Below are 19,688 nucleotides of genomic sequence, written 5' to 3'. Positions count from 1 at the left end.
AACGGTATTACCTCGAGTTGTGGGCGTTTTTCTTGTGCCGGTACTTTTATTGTGGGATATGACTGCAGTTGCGGGCGAAGCATTTAAGCATGGTGCAGTGATGGCACGTGCTATGGTGCTGGACAGCCAGGGAAAACCGATCCTGGTGGAATATAACGAGAATGGTGAAGAGCTCAGTGTTGTTAACTGGAGCGGGGAGTTCAAGGATCTCAGTATCATTTCTGTGCACGAGTATCGTATGGAGAAAGCGCGATACGATATTTATAGGGAGAGCCGTAAACATGACCTGGCCATGGATGCCGAGATAGTGCCTGTCGATGAATTTAAGCAGACGGAATACAAAGCGGCGGATGGAAAGACCACTATTATCAAACCACAACTGAAATCCTATGTAAAAAGTGTATTGGTTCGGGGGCAGAGTAATCGTATTGTTCCCTCTGGGCACAAAGGGGCATGGGAACCTTTGGTGTTACTGTCATTTAGTATCGATTTATCGCAGGATGTTCCTGCTATCCCGGAAAAAGGCACCTTGTTGCTGAATGACAAAGGACAGGTTATTCATCGTACAGAGAATAATATTGCTCCCCGTGTTGGCTTTTTTGGTGATCCTAATGAGTCTCAGGAGTTTTATAGCGGAATACGTAAATATGATGATGAAATTTTCGGGCCAGTTAAGCACGTAAAGGTATATATCAGCCCAGAGGTATTTCCAGGCAGTCTGGCATTAACAGACAGTCAAGGCAAATACAGTATGCGTTTTTATCTCCCCTATTGCCCGGGAGGATTTGACTATACAACAGATGTCTGGGCCGAACTGCATTACGCCAATTTCAGCCCTTATGGTGCACCGCTGATTCCCTATTATTTGCGACGCCAAGATTGGACATATTGTTACGATCCATTACCTGTTGGTGGTTTTTTAGGGCTTGCGGCTTATGTCAATGCTTCTGCGATGGCTGCCTCCTTGTCCACGTATTTTTATAACGTCGACCTTAAGGTTGATGTTATGTTTCTATCAGGGCGAATATTCTTACGTAACCCGGATGGTTCAGCCATTGGTGTTGGTAATACCACAGAATACCATGTGACTGCTGCCGCAACAGATAGGACTGCCCAGACGTTTTACGATTTTGATGGTGATGGTAAATATGACACGTCTGAAGTGGGAGACATAGAGGATCAGCCACAACCCGATGGCAGTATAAAGAAGGTATTTGTGGCCAAAGCGAATGGTCAGTATCAGGGGGTTTATTTCAGTTCCTTGCCAAAAGTACAAGGGCAGCCGAATGCTGTTCGCCTATCGGACAGGGCCGCTGATCCAGCGCCTAATGGGTTATTAAAAAGTATTAGCAAAGAGGATTTGAAAAATACCGATATCTTGGTTTTTCGCGAATCTACAGGCCAGTTAATACTGGAGCGCAGTGGTTTGAAAGATGAAGAGATCAGCAGTCGCGTTGATATCGGTTTGGGGGAGGATGATAAATATTTTTATTATCGCCTGATGCTGCGCGGCCCTGCAGATTATGACTTGAATATTGGTGCGATTAACCGACACAAGAATTGGGCGGATTGGGCGGAGGAATACCGTTTGGCAGAGCCGTTGCGCAAGCGTGAAGCCGATCATCCCAAATCGGGAGAGTGGGTGAGGCTGGTGGTTATCAACCGGGCGACGGGTTATATGGGAACCCAGCGGGTCCAGTTGATGGATGCGAGTAAAAACATAATGGGTATGCTGAATGTCAAGCTGGAGGACACCTTCCTGCAACCCCCCAATCTCAAGATTTGGGCAGAGCGAGACCATAAGCAGGAGTATGGCCTGGATAAAGGCAAGACATCTGCCAATAATGTGATTGGTACAGAAGGTGCGAGTCTGAGCAGTGATGAAAAGATCACAGTCTATACCGCGTGGTATGACGAAGAGGGACGTCCATTACCGGAGGGGCTGGGAGAGGATAATGGTTTGCAGTATGGCCTGACAGCGCGTTTGGCCAAGGTCACTGCAGAAAACAAACTGGATGCGGTCTCGCATAGCAAGTTGAGTGAGTTTGGCATCAAGCCAGGTACGCACACTGAAGTGCTGCGGGTGAAGGATAACCTGACAACAGAAGATCATTTCTATGTGCATGTGGTCGGTACATCAAAACATGAGAAGCCCAGCTTTGATGTTAACCCCGGTGCCCCCCCGCCCTTGGATACCCGTCCCAAACATGCCACGCCGTTTCTGGTACCGTTTAACGATGAATCGGAGGATTGGAAAAGCTGGAGTGCCTGGAACCAGTTAAAGCGCGCTTACGATGCGGAACAACTGGATAGCGAGCCGATCAAGCCACGTGCGGCATACAGTTGGTATCTTCGTCCGGAATACCAGTTCAGCCAGTTATCGTTGGAAGTGGAGAGCATTATTCGTGAGTATACCGACGAGTCGGGCAACAAGAATGAGCAGGAGCTGTTGGTAGAACAGGAAGGCGAAGGACGTATTCCAACGATACGCAGTAATGATGATCTGATTACGGTGTTCTATTCCCTGATTGCGAATAACCTGAACCGGCTTACTCCCTTGGAGGGCGAGCAGGAGTGGGTATTTGGCTTGGGGGCAAGTGAGGTTAAGGCGACGATTGGAAAAGGTGGTGAAATACGTTTTGATAATCTGTCGCATATAGATTATCTGGATCCTACGGATTTGTTGTCGATACGTTTGTACCTTAATCATGATGCGGCGAATACGTTGTGGGAGTGGGTGTTTACGCGGAATGGGTTGCATGTGTATTACGAAGTACCGGGAAATACGCAGGAGAAAAGTAAACGGGCTTTGCCCAATATGGCGGATATACACTGTGGATCAGGAGCCAGTGGCCCGGCGATTTGCAGCGATATAGAAATATTATCCCTGTTGGCAAAGGAAGATGAACAGCCAACGGTAACGCCACCGAATGCGGCCCCCCAGCAACCGGAGCCCAAAATCAAGACACTGGGCGGGATGCGTTTGCGCCTGCGTTATATCCCGCCTAACCTGGATGGGTTGGAAGTCAAGAAGGTCACCTGGAATATCGGATACAAGGGTCGTTATTGCAATCGCTATGGAGTGGATACTGTTGGGTGTATCACGAAGGAAGCGGGTAGTGACTATGAGCACCAATTCGGCATTCCGCAGTTGCCGAATACAACAGGTGACTGGAGTGTGTATTGGGAGCCGGTGAAGGATGGTTCGGAGGAGGAAACCGACTGGAGTAACTGGGCGGGTACGCAAACGACTGATAAGGGTGTCGCAGCCACGATGAAGGCTGAGTATACGATTCCCGTGCAGGGGACGGGTTCCAGTGGTGTAGTGACACCGGTGAAGTTGACGAAATATTTTGATCAGACATTTACATTTAACACTCGTGAACTCAAACCGGCTACAGGAACGGAAGAGCCGATGAAGGGAAGTGATGTTGCTATGTTGGAGGCGATGTTGTGGCAGTTGGGGATTAGCCCTCAAAAAGGCTCAGACTACCAAGCTAATTCGAATGCGGGTTTGTCTGGTAATAGAATTTACTCTAATCGTGGTAACGATAAAAAAGGTAATCCGAGAGGATTTACTGAAAATTGTGATGGTACCGATGCGAAAGTAAGGGATATTTACAGTGGTGGATGGAACACTTGCGCAGCGGGTAAAGTGGCAATGGAGGGAATGGTACGCCGGTTCCAGGGGCGGCATATTTCTGCGAAGGAAGCAGGAAAATTCAGTCGCAGTGGCGGTAAAGACTCCAGCGGTATAGTCGATAACCAGACCTTAAAAGACCTGGGTGGTCGTTGGGGGGAATACTATCAGGTGTATCAAAATACCGTAATACACAGACACTACTGGCGGTGGATTATGTGAATCCTGGCGACAACACCAAGGTTCTTATTGCAAAACATCCTGATGCAGATACCTGGCTCAGCAGTGCAGCGGACTTGTGGCAAAATGGCTTTAATGCAGATGCACCAGCCACCTATACGCAGGCGATTCATGAAACTGTTCTTGAATTGGCTGGCCTGGATAAGGCAGCAAAAAGTCGGGTAGATTTGTTGGTTGCTTGGAAAGCGCGTGAAGCGGATAGTCATTGGGGGAGCGTAAGTGGTCGTCCATTTACAGGATTTAGGATGACAGAGGGTGGCGCAGACGAGTTGGGTAGTATGAGCTATAACCAGGTTCAGTTTCATTTTCGTTATAGTCGGGAGCCGTATAAAGTGCATAAGAATGCCGGTTTGAACTACTTTGATCCATTAGACAACCTGAAAGGATTTATCATTCATACCTCAGCCAAGCCGACAACAGCGGATGCAACAGGGTTGAATCACCCAGGCCCTTTTTATCTAGCATTTAATACCAGTGGCCAGACTAAAGTGCATGGTACGAATGGGCCGAAGGGTTATAAAAATTGTACTGGGAGTACGTGTGGGGCGTTTAAATCATTATCGGCGTCGGATGATAAATACGAGCTATTGGCAAAAGGTATTGCGATGTATAACGCTTCACCGGGTAGCCAGAGTTGGCCGACTATTTTGAAAAACCGGCCTAAGGGAAGTTGTGCGCCTTGTGAATACAGTATCGATGTGCGCAATAGTACGGATAAGTTTGGTTTACCTTATCGCCAGTATATTTGGAAAGGTGGTGTGGAGCCGGATCAGATTCCAGTGTTAGGTAGTGATGGAAATCCTGAAACAGATGAGAATGGGTCTATAAAAATGCAGTCTAATCCGAAGGCTGGTCAGGACTGGTGTTTTGCGTATGGGGAACGGGAGTGGATGAGTAGTAAGATTTGGGAAGATGTTAAAAACGATGCTGAAAGTACAGATGCTGTTGGTAATTATAAAACCCCGATTGGTAGAGTTAATTGTCAGTAACCGGATGAAATGAAAATGAAACTAAATTTTATGATTGTTGTAGTGCTTTTCTCGTCTGTTGCCAATGCAAGTATTCAATTAAGTGATGCACTAAAATGTGATGGTAATCCTGCTACAAAGACTAAGGAACAACTTCAAGCGGGAGGTGAAATGTTTAAGGTTTTGTACTCAAATGGGGTTGAAAGGATCAGCAGTTGTTTGGGATGGACTAATTTAGGTGATGGAGATAATTGGTACATATCTGACAAAAAAAACAGAGTATATAGTGCTGATATAAAAAATGAAAAATATCTTGGCGGTTGGAATCTAGGTGCTGTCAGTCCTTGTGCAGTTGATGATGAGCCAGAGGATTGTATGACACCTTGGTGGACAGGTCGCTGGGGATCCCAAGAATTTATAGAGGCGGAGTACATAGAGCGAATTCAGGATCACGGCATATTGATCCCGTTCCGTTCAGCATACAATGAGGATGAGCTTGGCCTGTATGGATGCTTTAACCATAATTCACTGCGTTATGGTGATCTGACAGGAGATGGCAAAGCAGACCTGGCTATATTTTTAATGAATGACTTTGTGATTTTCTCGCCAGAGAAGAAAAAGACCATATTTGCAGTTATGTACAATAATCCCGATTGGATAAGCTGGCCAGAGTTGATTGAGAACGGATTGGCGCTGACGAATGAAGATAATGATCCGCAATATGGTTCCCGTAAGCTATACGAAGAATTGGGTACTACTGATATTGGTTATCGTGGATATGCAAAGATATATGTGGGTAGTTTTGAAGCTGAAAACACGCAAGATATATTGGTATGGCGAAAGTTTTATCAGTCGAGGTTGAAGAAAGACCCGGTCAAAGGCTTTGAAAAGATTCGTGATACCTATATCCACTACAAACTGGTGAATGGTGAATATCAAAAGCAATCTACTGCATCAGATACTGGCAAGGGCTGGCTGGAAGCTAAGAATCTAACTTGGCAAAAAGGCTATCCCAGCAAGAGTGAATGTCCAGGCCAGGTCGGACAGCTCATTCCCGAAATGCATGATCCATTGTTGAATGATCCTGATGTGTTGAAGTAAGATTTCAGTTTGATAAGACAGAAGCGGCAAGTGATGAAAATCCCTTGCCGTTTTTGTTTTTAAGTATTGAGAAAATGAAGTTTTTCGTGATTCACTCGGCACATCCCTGTGCCTCGCCCTTCGGGCAGCTTCGCTGTGCAAAAAGGCTGTCCTGCCTTTTTGTCTACAGGCCAGTTAATACTGGAGCGCAGTGGCTTGAAAGATGAAGAAATCAGCAGTCGCGTTGATATCGGTTTGGGGGAGGATGATAAATATTTCTATTATCGCCTGATGCTGCGCGGCCCTGCAGATTATGACTTGAATATTGGTGCGATTAACCGACACAAGAATTGGGCGGATTGGGCGGAGGAATACCGTCTTGCAGAGCCGTTGCGCAAGCGCGAAGCCGATGTCCTGTCCGAATGTCCGCAGTACGTTAAGTGGTCAATTTCAAGCCCGATTTTGCAGGATTGCAATAAAAATCGGTGTACTGTCCGAATGTCCGCGGTACATTAGGTGGTTAATTTCAAGCCTGTTTTTTGCTGGATTTATCTAAAAATCTAGCTTTGCTCTTTAACAATTTTTCGTTATTTCTGATTTTTTCTCTGCCGCTGAAGGGTGGCGGGGGAAAAATCTTTCTATTTCTGTGTTCTGGATGTGAAAAACCCCGGACATGAAATTTCCGTGTGCAGAGCTGTAGTGTCAGCAAATATCCTGTTGCTATGAAGGTGGTAGATAATATCCGGTTAATGCACTATCCCATGCAGAAAATCCAATAGGTTGATTGTTGAGATTTAGTGTCTGCTTGCCCCAAGCTTCTGCGGGTGTTCTTCCGTTTAAATACTGGTGCGTCCGTATGTGGTTGTACCAAAATCTGTAGACGGCCAGGTCATTGGCTACGGTTTCTGCGGAGTGGATAGTGTAGTGCTGTAACTTTCTCTTCAGTGTCCCAAAAAATCGTTCAATCTTTCCGTTCATCCATGGGCAGCAAACTTCAGTTCTTTGGTGTTTGATATTCAAAATCCATAGCCCGAAACGAAACAGGCGTGATGTAAATACTGCTTCATTGTCTGTGCGGATAGCTCTGGGTTTTCCAAGGTTTTCTATCGTATCCAGCAGGCAGCGTAATAACGTGATGGATGCTTTTGTCTGTACTTTATCCAGATAAAGGCAAGCCCGTGTTCCGGAATCGATAATGCCGAATACGTTGTGGGGTTGATGTTGGTTGTCAGTTATCCGGGTTAAATCCATTGACCATACAAAATTCCTGGGTAAGGTGCGCGGCTTTTTGTTCTTTATTTTTTTGCGCAATACCCTAATGTCGTAACGATGTTTTTGAATCGTGTTGTAAACGAAGGTTTTGCCTACGGTCATTTGCCGTTTATCGGCATAAAGCCGGTTAAACGTATCGGCAATCTTTCGACCGCCATCGTGAATCATAAATGCCTTTAATCTGATGATTTCTTGTTTTACCCAGTCAGGTTTACGTTGTTTTCCTGTGGGAATGTGTTCTGTCGTGTTATTTTGGGGTTTACTTTTAAAGAAGTGCCTTTGTTGTCGAAGATGAATAAACCGACTAATGGCATTGAGCAATATGAACAATAAGAGCGCTATGGTAACCATGATGTTGGATCGGGATAGATCGTCGTTTTGAGTGATGGGGCACTGTCTGGCATGAAAATTTGTCAAATCCCGCGTATAAAAAAACACCAGAAAACTGTTGATTTATACAGCCTTCTGGTGTTTCATTATGGCTGCTTGCAACCCAAACACAGGAGCCCCAAGCAACCGTTTTTACATTCAAAACCCTTTACACAAAGGCGCTACCCCTGAGTGCTCGAACACCCAGAGGCAGCTAACCACAACAGACTTACACGGAGTCCATTATGGCTAAGCGCAATGATAAGCCAGAGCCCCGCTCGACTGCAAAGTTTCCCTACCACCGCCAGCTCAAAGTCCGCGAAGGTTATTACGACTATCAGTTCCACAGCCCGACCTTCCGCCAAAAATCCTGCCCACGGTTTGTGCCGTTTATCCTGCTCAAAGGTTATTGGCTGGAGCAGGCTAACCTGCCGATTGGTACAGAACTGCACGTCACCGTCAACCCCGGCCACATCATCCTGTCAGCTTCATCTGGCGGGTAAGCTGAGTTATAGTGTCGGCTCATGAGCGGCCTGTGTGCCATACAAGGTGCGATAATGTACACACCTTGTGTACCGGGCCGTTTTTGCATTCTCACTATTCGCTATCACAGCCGTTGCTGTGCCGCTTGATGCAAAATACAAAAACAGAATTAATAGGGATATTGAGTCCGATGGCATTTGATTTTTTAGCGATATTACTGCGTGCTGTACGTATTTCCTTTGTACCGATACTTCTATTGTGGAGTATGGCCGCTGTTACTGGGGAGGCACTGAAACACGGTGCCGTGATGGCCCGTGCGATGGTACTGGACAGCCAGGGAAAACCGATCTTGGTGGAATATAACGAGGATGGTGAAGAAGTCAGTGTTGTTAGCTGGAGCGGGGAGTTCAAGGATCTCAGTATCATTTCAGCACAGGAGTATCGCATGGAGAAAGCGCGATACGATATTTACAAGGAGAGTCGTAAACATGACCTGGCCATGGATGCCGAGATAGTGCCTGTCGAAGAGTTTACGCAGACGGAATACAAAGCAGCGGATGGAAAGACTACGATCATCAAGCCACCACTGAAATCCTATGTAAAAAGTGTATTGGTTCGGGGGCAGAGTCATCGTATTGTTCCCTCTGGGCACAAAGGGGCATGGGAACCTTTGGTATTACTGTCATTTAGTGTCGATTTATCGCAGGATGTTCCCGCTATCCCGGAAAAAGGCACCTTGTTGCTGAATGACAAAGGGCAGGTTGTTCATAGTACCGAGAATAATATTGCGCCTAGAGTGGGTTTTTTTGGTGACGCTAATGAGCCCCAGGAGTTTTATAGCGGAATACGTAAACATGATGACCATATTTTTGGCCCGGTCAAACACGTAAAAGTTTATATTAATCCAGAGGTGTTTCCAGGGAGCCTTGCCTTAACGGATAGCCAAGGCAAATATATTATGCGTTTTCACCTGCCTATTTGCCCAGGTGGGGTTAATTATACAACAGATGTCTGGGCTGAACTGTATTATGCCAACTTCAGTCCCTATGGTGCACCGCTGCTTCCTTATTACCTGAGGCGCCAGGATTCGACGTTTTGCTACGATCCACTACCGGTTGGTGGTTTTTTAGGACTTACGGCTTATGTCAATGCGTCAGGTTTAGCTGGCTCCTTATCCACGTATTTTTATAACGTCGACCTTAAGGTTGATGTTATGTTTCTATCAGGGCGAATATTCTTACGTAACCCGGATGGTTCAGCCATTAGTGTTGGTAATACCACAGAATACCATGTGACTGCTGCCGCAACAGATAGGACTGCCCAGACGTTTTACGATTTTGATGGTGATGGTAAATATGACACGTCTGAAGTGGGAGACATAGAGGATCAGCCACAACCCGATGGCAGTATAAAGAAGGTATTTGTGGCCAAAGCGAATGGTCAGTATCAGGGGGTTTATTTCAGTTCCTTGCCAAAAGTACAAGGGCAGCCGAATGCTGTTCGCCTATCGGACAGGGCCGCTGATCCAGCGCCTAATGGGTTATTAAAAAGTATTAGCAAAGAGGATTTGAAAAATACCGATATCTTGGTTTTTCGCGAATCTACAGGCCAGTTAATACTGGAGCGCAGTGGTTTGAAAGATGAAGAGATCAGCAGTCGCGTTGATATCGGTTTGGGGGAGGATGATAAATATTTTTATTATCGCCTGATGCTGCGCGGCCCTGCAGATTATGACTTGAATATTGGTGCGATTAACCGACACAAGAATTGGGCGGATTGGGCGGAGGAATACCGTTTGGCAGAGCCGTTGCGCAAGCGTGAAGCCGATCATCCCAAATCGGGAGAGTGGGTGAGGCTGGTGGTTATCAACCGGGCGACGGGTTATATGGGAACCCAGCGGGTCCAGTTGATGGATGCGAGTAAAAACATAATGGGTATGCTGAATGTCAAGCTGGAGGACACCTTCCTGCAACCCCCCAATCTCAAGATTTGGGCAGAGCGAGACCATAAGCAGGAGTATGGCCTGGATAAAGGCAAGACATCTGCCAATAATGTGATTGGTACAGAAGGTGCGAGTCTGAGCAGTGATGAAAAGATCACAGTCTATACCGCGTGGTATGACGAAGAGGGACGTCCATTACCGGAGGGGCTGGGAGAGGATAATGGTTTGCAGTATGGCCTGACAGCGCGTTTGGCCAAGGTCACTGCAGAAAACAAACTGGATGCGGTCTCGCATAGCAAGTTGAGTGAGTTTGGCATCAAGCCAGGTACGCACACTGAAGTGCTGCGGGTGAAGGATAACCTGACAACAGAAGATCATTTCTATGTGCATGTGGTCGGTACATCAAAACATGAGAAGCCCAGCTTTGATGTTAACCCCGGTGCCCCCCCGCCCTTGGATACCCGTCCCAAACATGCCACGCCGTTTCTGGTACCGTTTAACGATGAATCGGAGGATTGGAAAAGCTGGAGTGCCTGGAACCAGTTAAAGCGCGCTTACGATGCGGAACAACTGGATAGCGAGCCGATCAAGCCACGTGCGGCATACAGTTGGTATCTTCGTCCGGAATACCAGTTCAGCCAGTTATCGTTGGAAGTGGAGAGCATTATTCGTGAGTATACCGACGAGTCGGGCAACAAGAATGAGCAGGAGTTGTTGGTAGAACAGGAAGGCGAGGGTCGCATTCCCACGATACGCAGTAATGATGATCTGATTACGGTGTTCTATTCCCTGATTGCGAATAATCTGAACCGGCTTACCCCCTTGGAGGGCGAGCAGGAGTGGGTATTTGGCTTGGGTGCGAGTGAGGTGAAGGCGACGATTGGGAAGAACAGGGAGATCCGTTTTGATAATCTGTCGCATATAGATTATCTGGATCCGACGGATTTGTTGTCGATACGTTTATACCTTAATCATGATGCGGCGAATACGTTGTGGGAGTGGGTGTTTACGCGGAATGGGTTGCATGTGTATTACGAAGTACCGGGAAATACGCAGGAGAAAAGTAAACGGGCTTTGCCAAAAATATCGGATGTGAATTGCAGTGCAACGACGTGTAGTGATATTGAAATACTGTCCTTACTGGCCCCGGAAGATGAAGGGTATCAGGAAGTCACACCCCCGATGGCTGCACCTGAAACGAAAGTGCGTACCCTGGGAGGTATGCGTTTGCGTTTTCGTTATATTCCCCCGAATCTGGATGGATTGCAGGTAACCAAGGTAACCTGGAATATGGGTTACAAAGGGCGTTATTGTAATCGCTACGGTGTTGATGCCGTGGCTTGCGTAACAAAGGAAGCCAACGATACTTATGAACAAACACAGCCAACGGTGCCGCCCTTACCCAATGAGACTGGTGATTGGAGTGTGTATTGGGAGCCAGTGAAAGATGGCCAGGAAGAAGAGACAGACTGGAGCAATTGGGCTGGAACGCAAACGACGGATACTGGGGTGGGTTCAAGCTTAAAGGCGGAATATACCATTCCGGTTGCTGGGACGGGCATCAGTGGTGTAGTGACGCCGATAAGGGTTACCAAGTATTTTGATCGGACGTTTACGCTGAGCACCCGCGAGCTGAAGCCGGCTACGGGAACGGAAGAGCCGATGAAGGGTAGTGATGTTGCTATGTTGGAGGCGATATTGTGGAATATCGGCATGTCACCAAGCACAAAGCCAGGAATCGGTGGTGTTCGTCTGTCAACGGATGTGGCACGTAGTGAGTATAAGACGTCAAATCCTTCTGTTGGGCAAATGGTGGGGCGTTTTAATTACATCAGCTTTGGTCCTATAGCTAATCCAACACAAAAAATGGATATGGCAAAACAGAACAATAATGATCCCATAGCAGAACTTGGATTGCATTGGCGCCATTATGCGCAAGCCCATTCTTATTGGAGAAATGCAACTGTACTCTATTCAAATCTTGATGCAGCCACAATCACCCTCGCTGAATCCGTTTGGGACGGGGTAGTTAATTATCCCAACGGGATTTCATTTCCTAATATTGATGCCACTTACTCTGCTGCAAGGCATAGCAATATTCAAACATTAACAGGCAGTAGTTTTTCCCGTAGTGATATTTTAAAGGCGATGGCGCAAATGGAAGTATCGAGTCGGCAACAGAGGGACTATAGAACTATTGTAGGTGGTGCAGATGAGCGAGGTAGTAAAGGCTTTAATCAGTTGCTGAATACTTATAATTATGGCGCTAGCGCTGAAGATGGTGATAAAAAAGCGGCGAGAGAAGTTACGGCTTATAGAGCAGATGGTTCGAGTGCCGTGAATCATTATGACGCACGTTTTAATATCATAGCCAAGGCTGCGTGGATGGCCGTTTATGACAGACGTTCTATTGCAAATGGTGGTAGTGGTGGTGGTAGTTTTTATCGTGCATTTGCGGCTGCAGGCAGTACAAGTTATCAAGGAACTTATACTTGGCCTACGGCAAACCCACTGAAGCGGATTAAAGCCGGTTCTGTCAGTAATGCTGTTTCGGGTACAAATCACTCAGATGATGATTATGAACGATTGGCTAAGGGGCTTGGTGGTTATAATCAGGGAGCAGGGATATTTAGCGGTGGAGCAAATAAATCATGGATCAATATGTTGCTTGATCGTCATTCACCGCAGTCGCAGGATTTTATTAATGTGAAGGCCATAGCTTATAAAGACAGAAGTGGCGATGAGAAAAAGTTATTTGCGAATACAGAATCAATGCGTTACGCCATGTCTATTATGCATGATAGCGATAAGTTAAATTTGTCGTATCGTACTTATGTTTGGAAGGGTGGAGTTGAGCCTGATGAGATTCCTGTGTTGGGTGCAGATGGAAATCCTGAAACTGATGAGCATGGGGCTATAAGAATGCAAGCTAATCCGAAAGCTGGTCAGGACTGGTGTTTTGGTTATGGGGAGCAAGAGTGGATGAGTGGAAAACAATGGTCGAAAGTAAAATCGGATGCTAGTTATTTCACTAATCTTGGGAAGCCCCAAAATCCTGTGGGAAGAGTTAATTGTAATTAAAAACTTATTGGTAAAATTAAATGAGAAATTATATAGCAGTCATTTTATTGTTTTCGGTTCAGTGTATTGGGGCAGTTGAACTATCAAACGCTATTTTGACTGATGGTCAATTGGCTGGGATAAGCGAGTCTCAGAGAAAAGAACTTATAAAAGTCTCAGATGTTCTTGAGTCACAAAATATTGATGTAAACTCATCAATTGCGATTACCAATTTAGGATTGGGGTCGGTTTGGTATATGTTGTCAGAGGGAAAAAAAATCTATGCTGCAAATGCAGAGGTTAAACAATATTTAGGTGGTTGGAAACTGGATCCGTATAAAGATCATTTGATTTTATCAGGTGAATACTTGGCAGCGGCTGAAGTGATGGCAGTAGATCAGGGTGTGGAGTTTTCCAAACCATCTGATCCATTTTCCATTATTCAAACACGAACACCAGCTTATACTATTTTTGGTGAAGCCGAAAAAAATACCATCGGTTGTTTTGAGAATGCTCCCCTACGTTATGGTGATATAAATGGACAGCCTGAACTGGTGCTCATGCTGGGAAAAAATTTGATAATTTTTTCTGCGGGGCTTAAAAAAGTGACTTTCAGTATGCACTATTATCAAGATGATGAATGGCCTTTGGATGAGGTTGAAGCAGAAGGTATAGAGCATGATCAACCAAAAGACCCCCAGTATTTGGCTGGCAGCACTTATGACGCATTAAGGATTGGGAAAGGAGGGCTATTTCCTGCTTGGCGTTCACTTGGAAAAATCTACGTTGGGAACTTTTCCAGTGAAAATGCCAAGGATATTCTGCTCTGGAGGAAATTGTATGAGTCCAGATTGGTAGAGGATTCAGTGGAAGGGTTTAAAACTTTGGGCAATTTGTATGTTCATTACCAACTGGTCAACGGTGAATACCGAAGGCAAGCCACTGCATCGAATGTTGTCAAGGACTGGCTGGAAGCTAAGAATCTAACTTGGCAAAAAGGCTATCCCAGCAAGAGTGAGTGTCCAGGCCAGGTCGGACAGCTCATTCCCGAAATGCATGATCCATTGTTGAATGATCCTGATGTGTTGAAGTAGTTTATATTGAGTGATTGATAAAAATGGCGAGTGGTGAAAACCCTCGCCGTTTTTGTTTTGGGTGTATAGAGAGTTGTGGGAGTCACTCAGCACATCCCTGTGCCTCGCCCTTCGGGCAGCTTCGCTGTGCAAAAAGGCTGTCCTGCCTTTTTGTGGGTGTTTACGCGGAATGGGTTGCATGTGTATTACAGTATTCCGGGTAATACAGAAACCCGTGATAACAAAGTAGAGAATGATATTGAGATATTAAGTCTTCTTGAACCTGGCGAAACCGGTAAATCAATTGGTGAAGAGGCCGAAGGCATAACACCGTCAGTAAAAACATTGGGTGGCATACGTTTGCGCTATCGTTATAACCCTCCGGCACTACAAGGTATTGAGGTGACCAAGGTCACTTGGAAGATTAATAAAAAAGGTGCTTATTGTCTGGATTACGGAATAGGGTCAGACCATTGCCCCAGTCAGAATGAGCGAGAGCCTGATATAGAGTTTGAGCAAAAAAGCCCGCAAGTTGATTGGAGTGTTTATTGGGAACCGCGCAATGAGGATGGAAAGCCAGATTGGAGTAACTGGGCAGATGATGATGGTGTTATGGCTTATGTAAAAGCGGAATATACCTTACCAGTGATTGAGGCGGGTTCCCAGCAAGAGAAACGGGTTACCAAAACCTATGAGCAGGATTTTTACATCAAAACCCGTGAACTGAAACCGCTAGCCGCACCATCGGAACCGATGAAAGGGAGTGATGTGCAGATATTGGAGGCGATGTTATGGGGATTTGGGGTTAGTCCGCAACGGGGAAGTGGTAATCAGACAAAGTCCAATGCAGGTTCTGAAGGCAATCGTATTCATTCAAGTCGTGGAGCAGCAGGGATGACGGAAAACTGTGATGGTTCTGATGCAAAAGTGCGCAATATTTACAGTGGTGGATGGGTAGGATGTGCGAATGGCAAAGTTGCTCTGGAAGCTATGGTACGTCGTTTTCAAGGGAGGAATACAGCAACTTGTGATAAGAATGAAGAGTCGTGTACTGATAATTACGCAGGCAGGACTTCATCAACGAATGGTGTAGTTGATCAAGCTACTTTGGTCATGCTGGAAAAAATCTGGAAAGAGTTTTATTCGGCCTATGTCAGCCATAAGAGTAAGCCGGTTATTGCAGCGCCTGAGCTGGCTTGGTCAAACGAAGCCGTGAGTATTTGGGATGGGGTGACGGATGCGGGGATTGTATCAACCTATACAGATACTAAACATAATGCGATGTTGGCTGCTGTTAATAACAATGCGACAGGTACCCGTGGTGATTTGCTGGATGCCTGGATTCGCCAGGAGTCTGCTAATAAATTTTGGGGACAGGGGTTCCCGGCAACCCATTATCGGGTGTTTGAAGGTGGTGGTGATGAATTTGCGAGTCTTGGGTATAACCAGATTAAATACGCATACCGTTATGGGGTACAGGCATTTCAGAATCTCTGTCCCCAGTTGAAGAGCTACAACATGTATAAACCGGATGACAATATCAAGGGAATGGTTGCGTTTACTACGGCGATAGGATGTGGTTCCGGTGGTGGTTTTAGGCGGGCGTTTGCCACCGGTGGTAGCTGGACGACTATAAAATCCAATAATGTGGATTTGAAGGGTTATAAACTGGCTGGCGAAAACACCTTTTACGCAATGGATAAAGACCGTGTAGATGATGCTTATGAATTATTGGCCAAAGCGATTGGCAGTTATAACGGTGGTACAGGAATGGGTTCTACCTGGGCAAATATGCTAAAAGCAACTAACCCCGGATTGGATAATGGTAAGCCAAGGATGGGTAGGGCTCACTCCAATAGAACTTATGCGATTCAAGTACTGAGGCGCTTTGGTGCACCGGCGAGGACCTATATTTGGAAAGGTGGCGTGGAGCCGGATCAGATTCCGGTGATAGGTGCTGATGGAAGTCCTGAGACGAATGAGGATGGTTCCACCAAAATGCAAGCTAATCCGAAGGCTGGACAGGATTGGTGTTTTGCTTATGGGGAGCAGGAGTGGATGAGTGGTAAGGATTGGTCGAAAGTAAAAGCTGCGGCTGCCAGTGTTACTCTTGATGGGAAACCACAAGTGCCATCTGGAAATATTGCTTGTCAATAATTTAATAGGGTTTCCAAATGAGAAAATATTTAATTGGAGTAATAATTTTTTTTGCTGCTTTCGATGTACTTAAAGCAGGCGAAATTGTGTTAACTGGTGCAGTTTTAAGTGATGGAGGTGTTTCGCCTCGTACACCAGAGCAAAAAGCTGCGACAATAGCAATGTCGGAAATATTGGCATCCACAGATGTTGATCCGTATGCTGCTATGGCCTCTACAAATTTGGGTGATGGATCAATCTGGTATCGTTTGTACGACGATATGAAAATATTTAGTGTCAATGTATCTGCCAAACAATACCTCGGTAGTTGGAAACTGGGTGTTACCGATCCCTGTGAAGCCGAGGATGCCCCAGAAAATTGTTTTACCCCATGGTGGACAGGTCGCTGGGGGCCAGATGAGACTCTGGAAAAGGATATTATTGATCGATATGCTCTTGGCGAAATGGGCTGGGATCAAGGACGGGAAACTGACGATAGCATAATGGGTTGTATGGGTAGGGTTCCCTTGCGTTATGGTGATATTGAAGGTGATGGTAAAAAGGAATTAGCGATGTTTATGCTCAATGGTTACTCGTTGGATTTTTTGATTTTTTCACCAGAAAAGCATAAAAATATTTTTACCAGCAAGTTAGGCTTTAACGATGTAGTAAAACATGAAACCATCTTTGCAGAAGATGGTGCAATGGATCATTTATTGCCTCCTAAAGAGTTACCTTATTACCAATATTGGTCGAGAAGTGGTGCAGATACAGATTCACCCTTTAGCATGTCGCAAGGTTATCGGAGTTTTGGTAAGTTGTATGTGGGGCATTTTGAATCGGCGCAGTCACAAGATATTTTAGTCTGGCGTAAGGTGTATAAGTCTCATTTGTTAGCGGATACGGTAAAAGGTTTTGAGAAAATCAGTGACACTTATGTCCACTACAAACTAGTCAACGGTGAATACCAAAAACAAGGCACAGAGCAAAGCGTGGTGAGAGGCTGGTTGGAAGCCAAGAACTTAACTTGGCAAAAAGGCTATCCCAGCAAAAGCGAATGTCCTGGCCAGGTTGGACAGTTGATTCCCGAAATGCACGATCCATTGCTGAACGATCCGGATGTATTGAAGTAAGCGGTATTCTTATCTTGAAAAAGAAAACGGCAAGTGATGGCAATCCCTTGCCGTTTTTGTTTTTAATGAATAGAGAGTTGTGGGAGTCACTCGGCACATCCCTGTGCCTCGCCCTTCGGGCAGCTTCGCTGTGCAAAAAGGCTATCCTGCCTTTTTGTGGGTGTTTACGCGGAATGGGTTGCATGTGTATTACGAAGTACCGGGAAATACGCAGGAGAAAAGTAAACGGGCCTTGCCCAATATGGCGGATATACACTGTGGATCAGGCGCCAGTGGCCCGGCGATTTGCAGCGATATAGAAATATTATCCCTGTTGGCAAAGGAAGATGAACAGCCAACGGTAACGCCACCGAATGCGGCCCCCCAGCAACCGGAGCCCAAAATCAAGACACTGGGCGGGATGCGTTTGCGCCTGCGTTATATCCCGCCTAACCTGGATGGGTTGGAAGTCAAGAAGGTCACCTGGAATATCGGATACAAGGGTCGTTATTGCAATCGCTATGGAGTGGATACTGTTGGGTGTATCACGAAGGAAGCGGGTAGTGACTATGAGCACCAATTCAGTATTCCACAGTTGCCGAATACCACCGGGGACTGGAGTGTGTATTGGGAGCCAGTGAAGGATGGTCAGGAGGAGGAAACTGACTGGAGCAATTGGGCAGGCACACAAACGGCTGATAAGGGCGTAGCTGCCACGATGAAGGCTGAGTATACGATTCCCGTGCAGGGGACGGGTTCCAGTGGTGTAGTGACACCGGTGAAGTTGACGAAATATTTTGATCAGACATTTACATTTAACACTCGTGAACTCAAACCGGCTACAGGAACGGAAGCGCCGATGAAGGGAAGTGATGTTGCTATGTTGGAGGCGATGTTGTGGCAGTTGGGGATTAGTCCTCAAAAGGGTTCAAATTACCAGGCCAATTCAAATGCGGGATTGGCCGGCAATCGGATTAATTCTGATCGGGGTGGAAACAGAGGTCATACACAAACTTGTGATGGCACCGATGCGAAAATAAGGAATATTTACAGTGGTGGATGGGATACTTGCACAGCGGGTAAAGTGGCAATGGAGGGAATGGTACGCCGGTTCCAGGGGCGGCATATTTCTGCGAAGGAAGCAGGAAAATTCAGTCGCAGTGGAGGTAAAGACTCCAGCGGTATAGTCGATAACCAGACCTTAAAAGACCTGGGTGGTCGTTGGGGGGAATACTATCAGGTGTATTCAAAATACCGTAATACACAGACACTACTGGCGGTGGATTATGTAAATCCTGGCGACAACACCAAGGTTCTTATTGCAAAACATCCTGATGCAGATACCTGGCTCAGCAGTGCAGCGGACTTGTGGCAAAATGGCTTTAATGCAGATGCCCCGGCTACCTATACGCAGGCGATTCATGAAACTGTTCTTGAATTGGCTGGCCTGGATAAGGCAGCAAAAAGTCGGGTAGATTTGTTGGTTGCTTGGAAAGCGCGTGAAGCGGATAGTCATTGGGGGAGCGTAAGTGGTCGTCCATTTACAGGATTTAGGATGACAGAGGGTGGCGCAGACGAGTTGGGTAGTATGAGCTATAACCAGGTTCAGTTTCATTTTCGTTATAGTCGGGAGCCGTATAAAGTGCATAAGAATGCCGGTTTGAACTACTTTGATCCATTAGACAACCTGAAAGGATTTATCATTCATACCTCAGCCAAGCCGACAACAGCGGATGCAACAGGGTTGAATCACCCAGGCCCCTTTTATCTGGTATTTAATACCAGTGGCCAGACCAAAGCCCATGGCACGAATGGGCCGAAGGGTTATAAAAATTGTACTGGGAGTACGTGTGGGGCGTTTAAATCATTGTCTGCATCAGATGATAAATACGAGTTATTGGCAAAAGGTATTGCGATGTATAACGCTTCACCGGGTAGCCAGAGTTGGCCGACTATTTTGAAAAACCGGCCTAAGGGAAGTTGTGCGCCTTGTGAATACAGTATCGATGTGCGCAATAGTACGGATAAGTTTGGTTTACCTTATCGCCAGTATATTTGGAAAGGTGGTGTGGAGCCGGATCAGATTCCGGTATTGGACGCAGGTGGGCAGCCGGAGGAAAATCCTGATGGTTCCATCAAAATGCAGTCTAATCCGAAGGCTGGTCAGGATTGGTGTTTTGCGTATGGGGAACGGGAGTGGATAAATGGTAAGAATTGGACTCAAGTTAGAACTGATGCTGCTCCGCTTGATGAAAACGGGGATATAAAATCTCGTATTGGCAATATTGCCTGTTCATAATGAAATTAAGGTTT

Annotated in this window: 11 protein-coding genes; 10 read left to right on the top strand and 1 reads right to left on the bottom strand. The window is 46.1% G+C overall.

Annotated elements, in window-relative coordinates; translation table 11 throughout:
- Positions 1 to 58 precede the first annotated feature (58 nt).
- The 4 genes from CJA_RS12135 (at position 59) to CJA_RS12120 (ending at position 6,444) form a co-directional block, all read left to right on the top strand.
- Positions 59 to 3,862, top strand: a complete 3,804-nt coding sequence (locus CJA_RS12135) for a hypothetical protein (protein ID WP_193345321.1) — start codon at positions 59 to 61, stop codon at positions 3,860 to 3,862.
- Positions 3,859 to 4,869 (top strand): hypothetical protein, encoded by a 1,011-nt coding sequence (locus CJA_RS12130; RefSeq protein WP_012488112.1) that lies wholly within the window; start codon positions 3,859 to 3,861, stop codon positions 4,867 to 4,869. The genes CJA_RS12135 and CJA_RS12130 overlap by 4 nt, the downstream gene beginning before the upstream one ends.
- 9 nt (positions 4,870 to 4,878) lie before the next feature.
- On the top strand, positions 4,879 to 5,949 hold the full coding sequence (locus CJA_RS12125; RefSeq protein WP_041551498.1) for a hypothetical protein: 1,071 nt from the start codon (positions 4,879 to 4,881) through the stop codon (positions 5,947 to 5,949).
- A gap of 108 nt (positions 5,950 to 6,057) precedes the next feature.
- Positions 6,058 to 6,444, top strand: a complete 387-nt coding sequence (locus CJA_RS12120) for a hypothetical protein (protein WP_148208866.1) — start codon at positions 6,058 to 6,060, stop codon at positions 6,442 to 6,444.
- Between the two features lie 204 nt (positions 6,445 to 6,648).
- Here CJA_RS12120 and CJA_RS12115 read toward each other — a convergent pair whose 3' ends face one another.
- Positions 6,649 to 7,551, bottom strand: coding sequence for an integrase core domain-containing protein (locus CJA_RS12115; RefSeq protein WP_148208865.1), 903 nt, complete (start codon positions 7,549 to 7,551; stop codon positions 6,649 to 6,651).
- Between the two features lie 263 nt (positions 7,552 to 7,814).
- Between CJA_RS12115 and CJA_RS12110 the strand changes: the two genes are divergently transcribed.
- The 6 genes from CJA_RS12110 to CJA_RS19545 all read left to right on the top strand — a co-directional run bounded on the left by CJA_RS12110 (position 7,815) and on the right by CJA_RS19545 (position 19,674).
- Positions 7,815 to 8,072, top strand: a complete 258-nt coding sequence (locus tag CJA_RS12110) for a SymE family type I addiction module toxin (protein ID WP_012488107.1) — start codon at positions 7,815 to 7,817, stop codon at positions 8,070 to 8,072.
- 170 nt (positions 8,073 to 8,242) lie between these two features.
- Positions 8,243 to 13,075, top strand: coding sequence for a hypothetical protein (locus CJA_RS12105; protein ID WP_041551497.1), 4,833 nt, complete (start codon positions 8,243 to 8,245; stop codon positions 13,073 to 13,075).
- A gap of 20 nt (positions 13,076 to 13,095) precedes the next feature.
- Positions 13,096 to 14,148, top strand: a complete 1,053-nt coding sequence (locus CJA_RS12100) for a hypothetical protein (RefSeq protein ID WP_012488105.1) — start codon at positions 13,096 to 13,098, stop codon at positions 14,146 to 14,148.
- A 180-nt stretch (positions 14,149 to 14,328) separates the two neighbouring features.
- A complete protein-coding gene (locus CJA_RS12095; protein ID WP_148208864.1) occupies positions 14,329 to 16,284 on the top strand; it encodes a hypothetical protein in 1,956 nt (651 codons plus the stop codon).
- A 17-nt stretch (positions 16,285 to 16,301) separates the two neighbouring features.
- On the top strand, positions 16,302 to 17,396 hold the full coding sequence (locus CJA_RS12090; protein WP_012488103.1) for a hypothetical protein: 1,095 nt from the start codon (positions 16,302 to 16,304) through the stop codon (positions 17,394 to 17,396).
- A 313-nt stretch (positions 17,397 to 17,709) separates the two neighbouring features.
- Positions 17,710 to 19,674 carry a hypothetical protein gene (locus CJA_RS19545; protein WP_187424734.1) on the top strand — a complete coding sequence of 655 codons (1,965 nt, stop codon included), beginning with the start codon at positions 17,710 to 17,712 and terminating at the stop codon, positions 19,672 to 19,674.
- The last annotated feature ends 14 nt before the right edge of the window (positions 19,675 to 19,688 follow it).

The organism is Cellvibrio japonicus Ueda107 (assembly GCF_000019225.1).
GTDB classification, from domain to species: domain Bacteria; phylum Pseudomonadota; class Gammaproteobacteria; order Pseudomonadales; family Cellvibrionaceae; genus Cellvibrio; species Cellvibrio japonicus.
Note: the sequence above shows the minus strand (reverse complement) of the source record. Positions and strands in the feature narration are given on the sequence as shown.

Excerpts from the sequence above, each read along its gene's own strand:
- CJA_RS12135 (WP_193345321.1), top strand. The coding sequence starts at position 59 with ATGACTGCAGTTGCGGGCGAAGCATTTAAGCATGGTGCAGTGATGGCA.
- CJA_RS12125 (WP_041551498.1), top strand. The coding sequence starts at position 4,879 with ATGAAAATGAAACTAAATTTTATGATTGTTGTAGTGCTTTTCTCGTCT.
- CJA_RS12115 (WP_148208865.1), bottom strand. The coding sequence starts at position 7,551 with ATGGTTACCATAGCGCTCTTATTGTTCATATTGCTCAATGCCATTAGT.
- CJA_RS12110 (WP_012488107.1), top strand. The coding sequence starts at position 7,815 with ATGGCTAAGCGCAATGATAAGCCAGAGCCCCGCTCGACTGCAAAGTTT.
- CJA_RS12105 (WP_041551497.1), top strand. The coding sequence starts at position 8,243 with ATGGCATTTGATTTTTTAGCGATATTACTGCGTGCTGTACGTATTTCC.
- CJA_RS12100 (WP_012488105.1), top strand. The coding sequence starts at position 13,096 with ATGAGAAATTATATAGCAGTCATTTTATTGTTTTCGGTTCAGTGTATT.
- CJA_RS12090 (WP_012488103.1), top strand. The coding sequence starts at position 16,302 with ATGAGAAAATATTTAATTGGAGTAATAATTTTTTTTGCTGCTTTCGAT.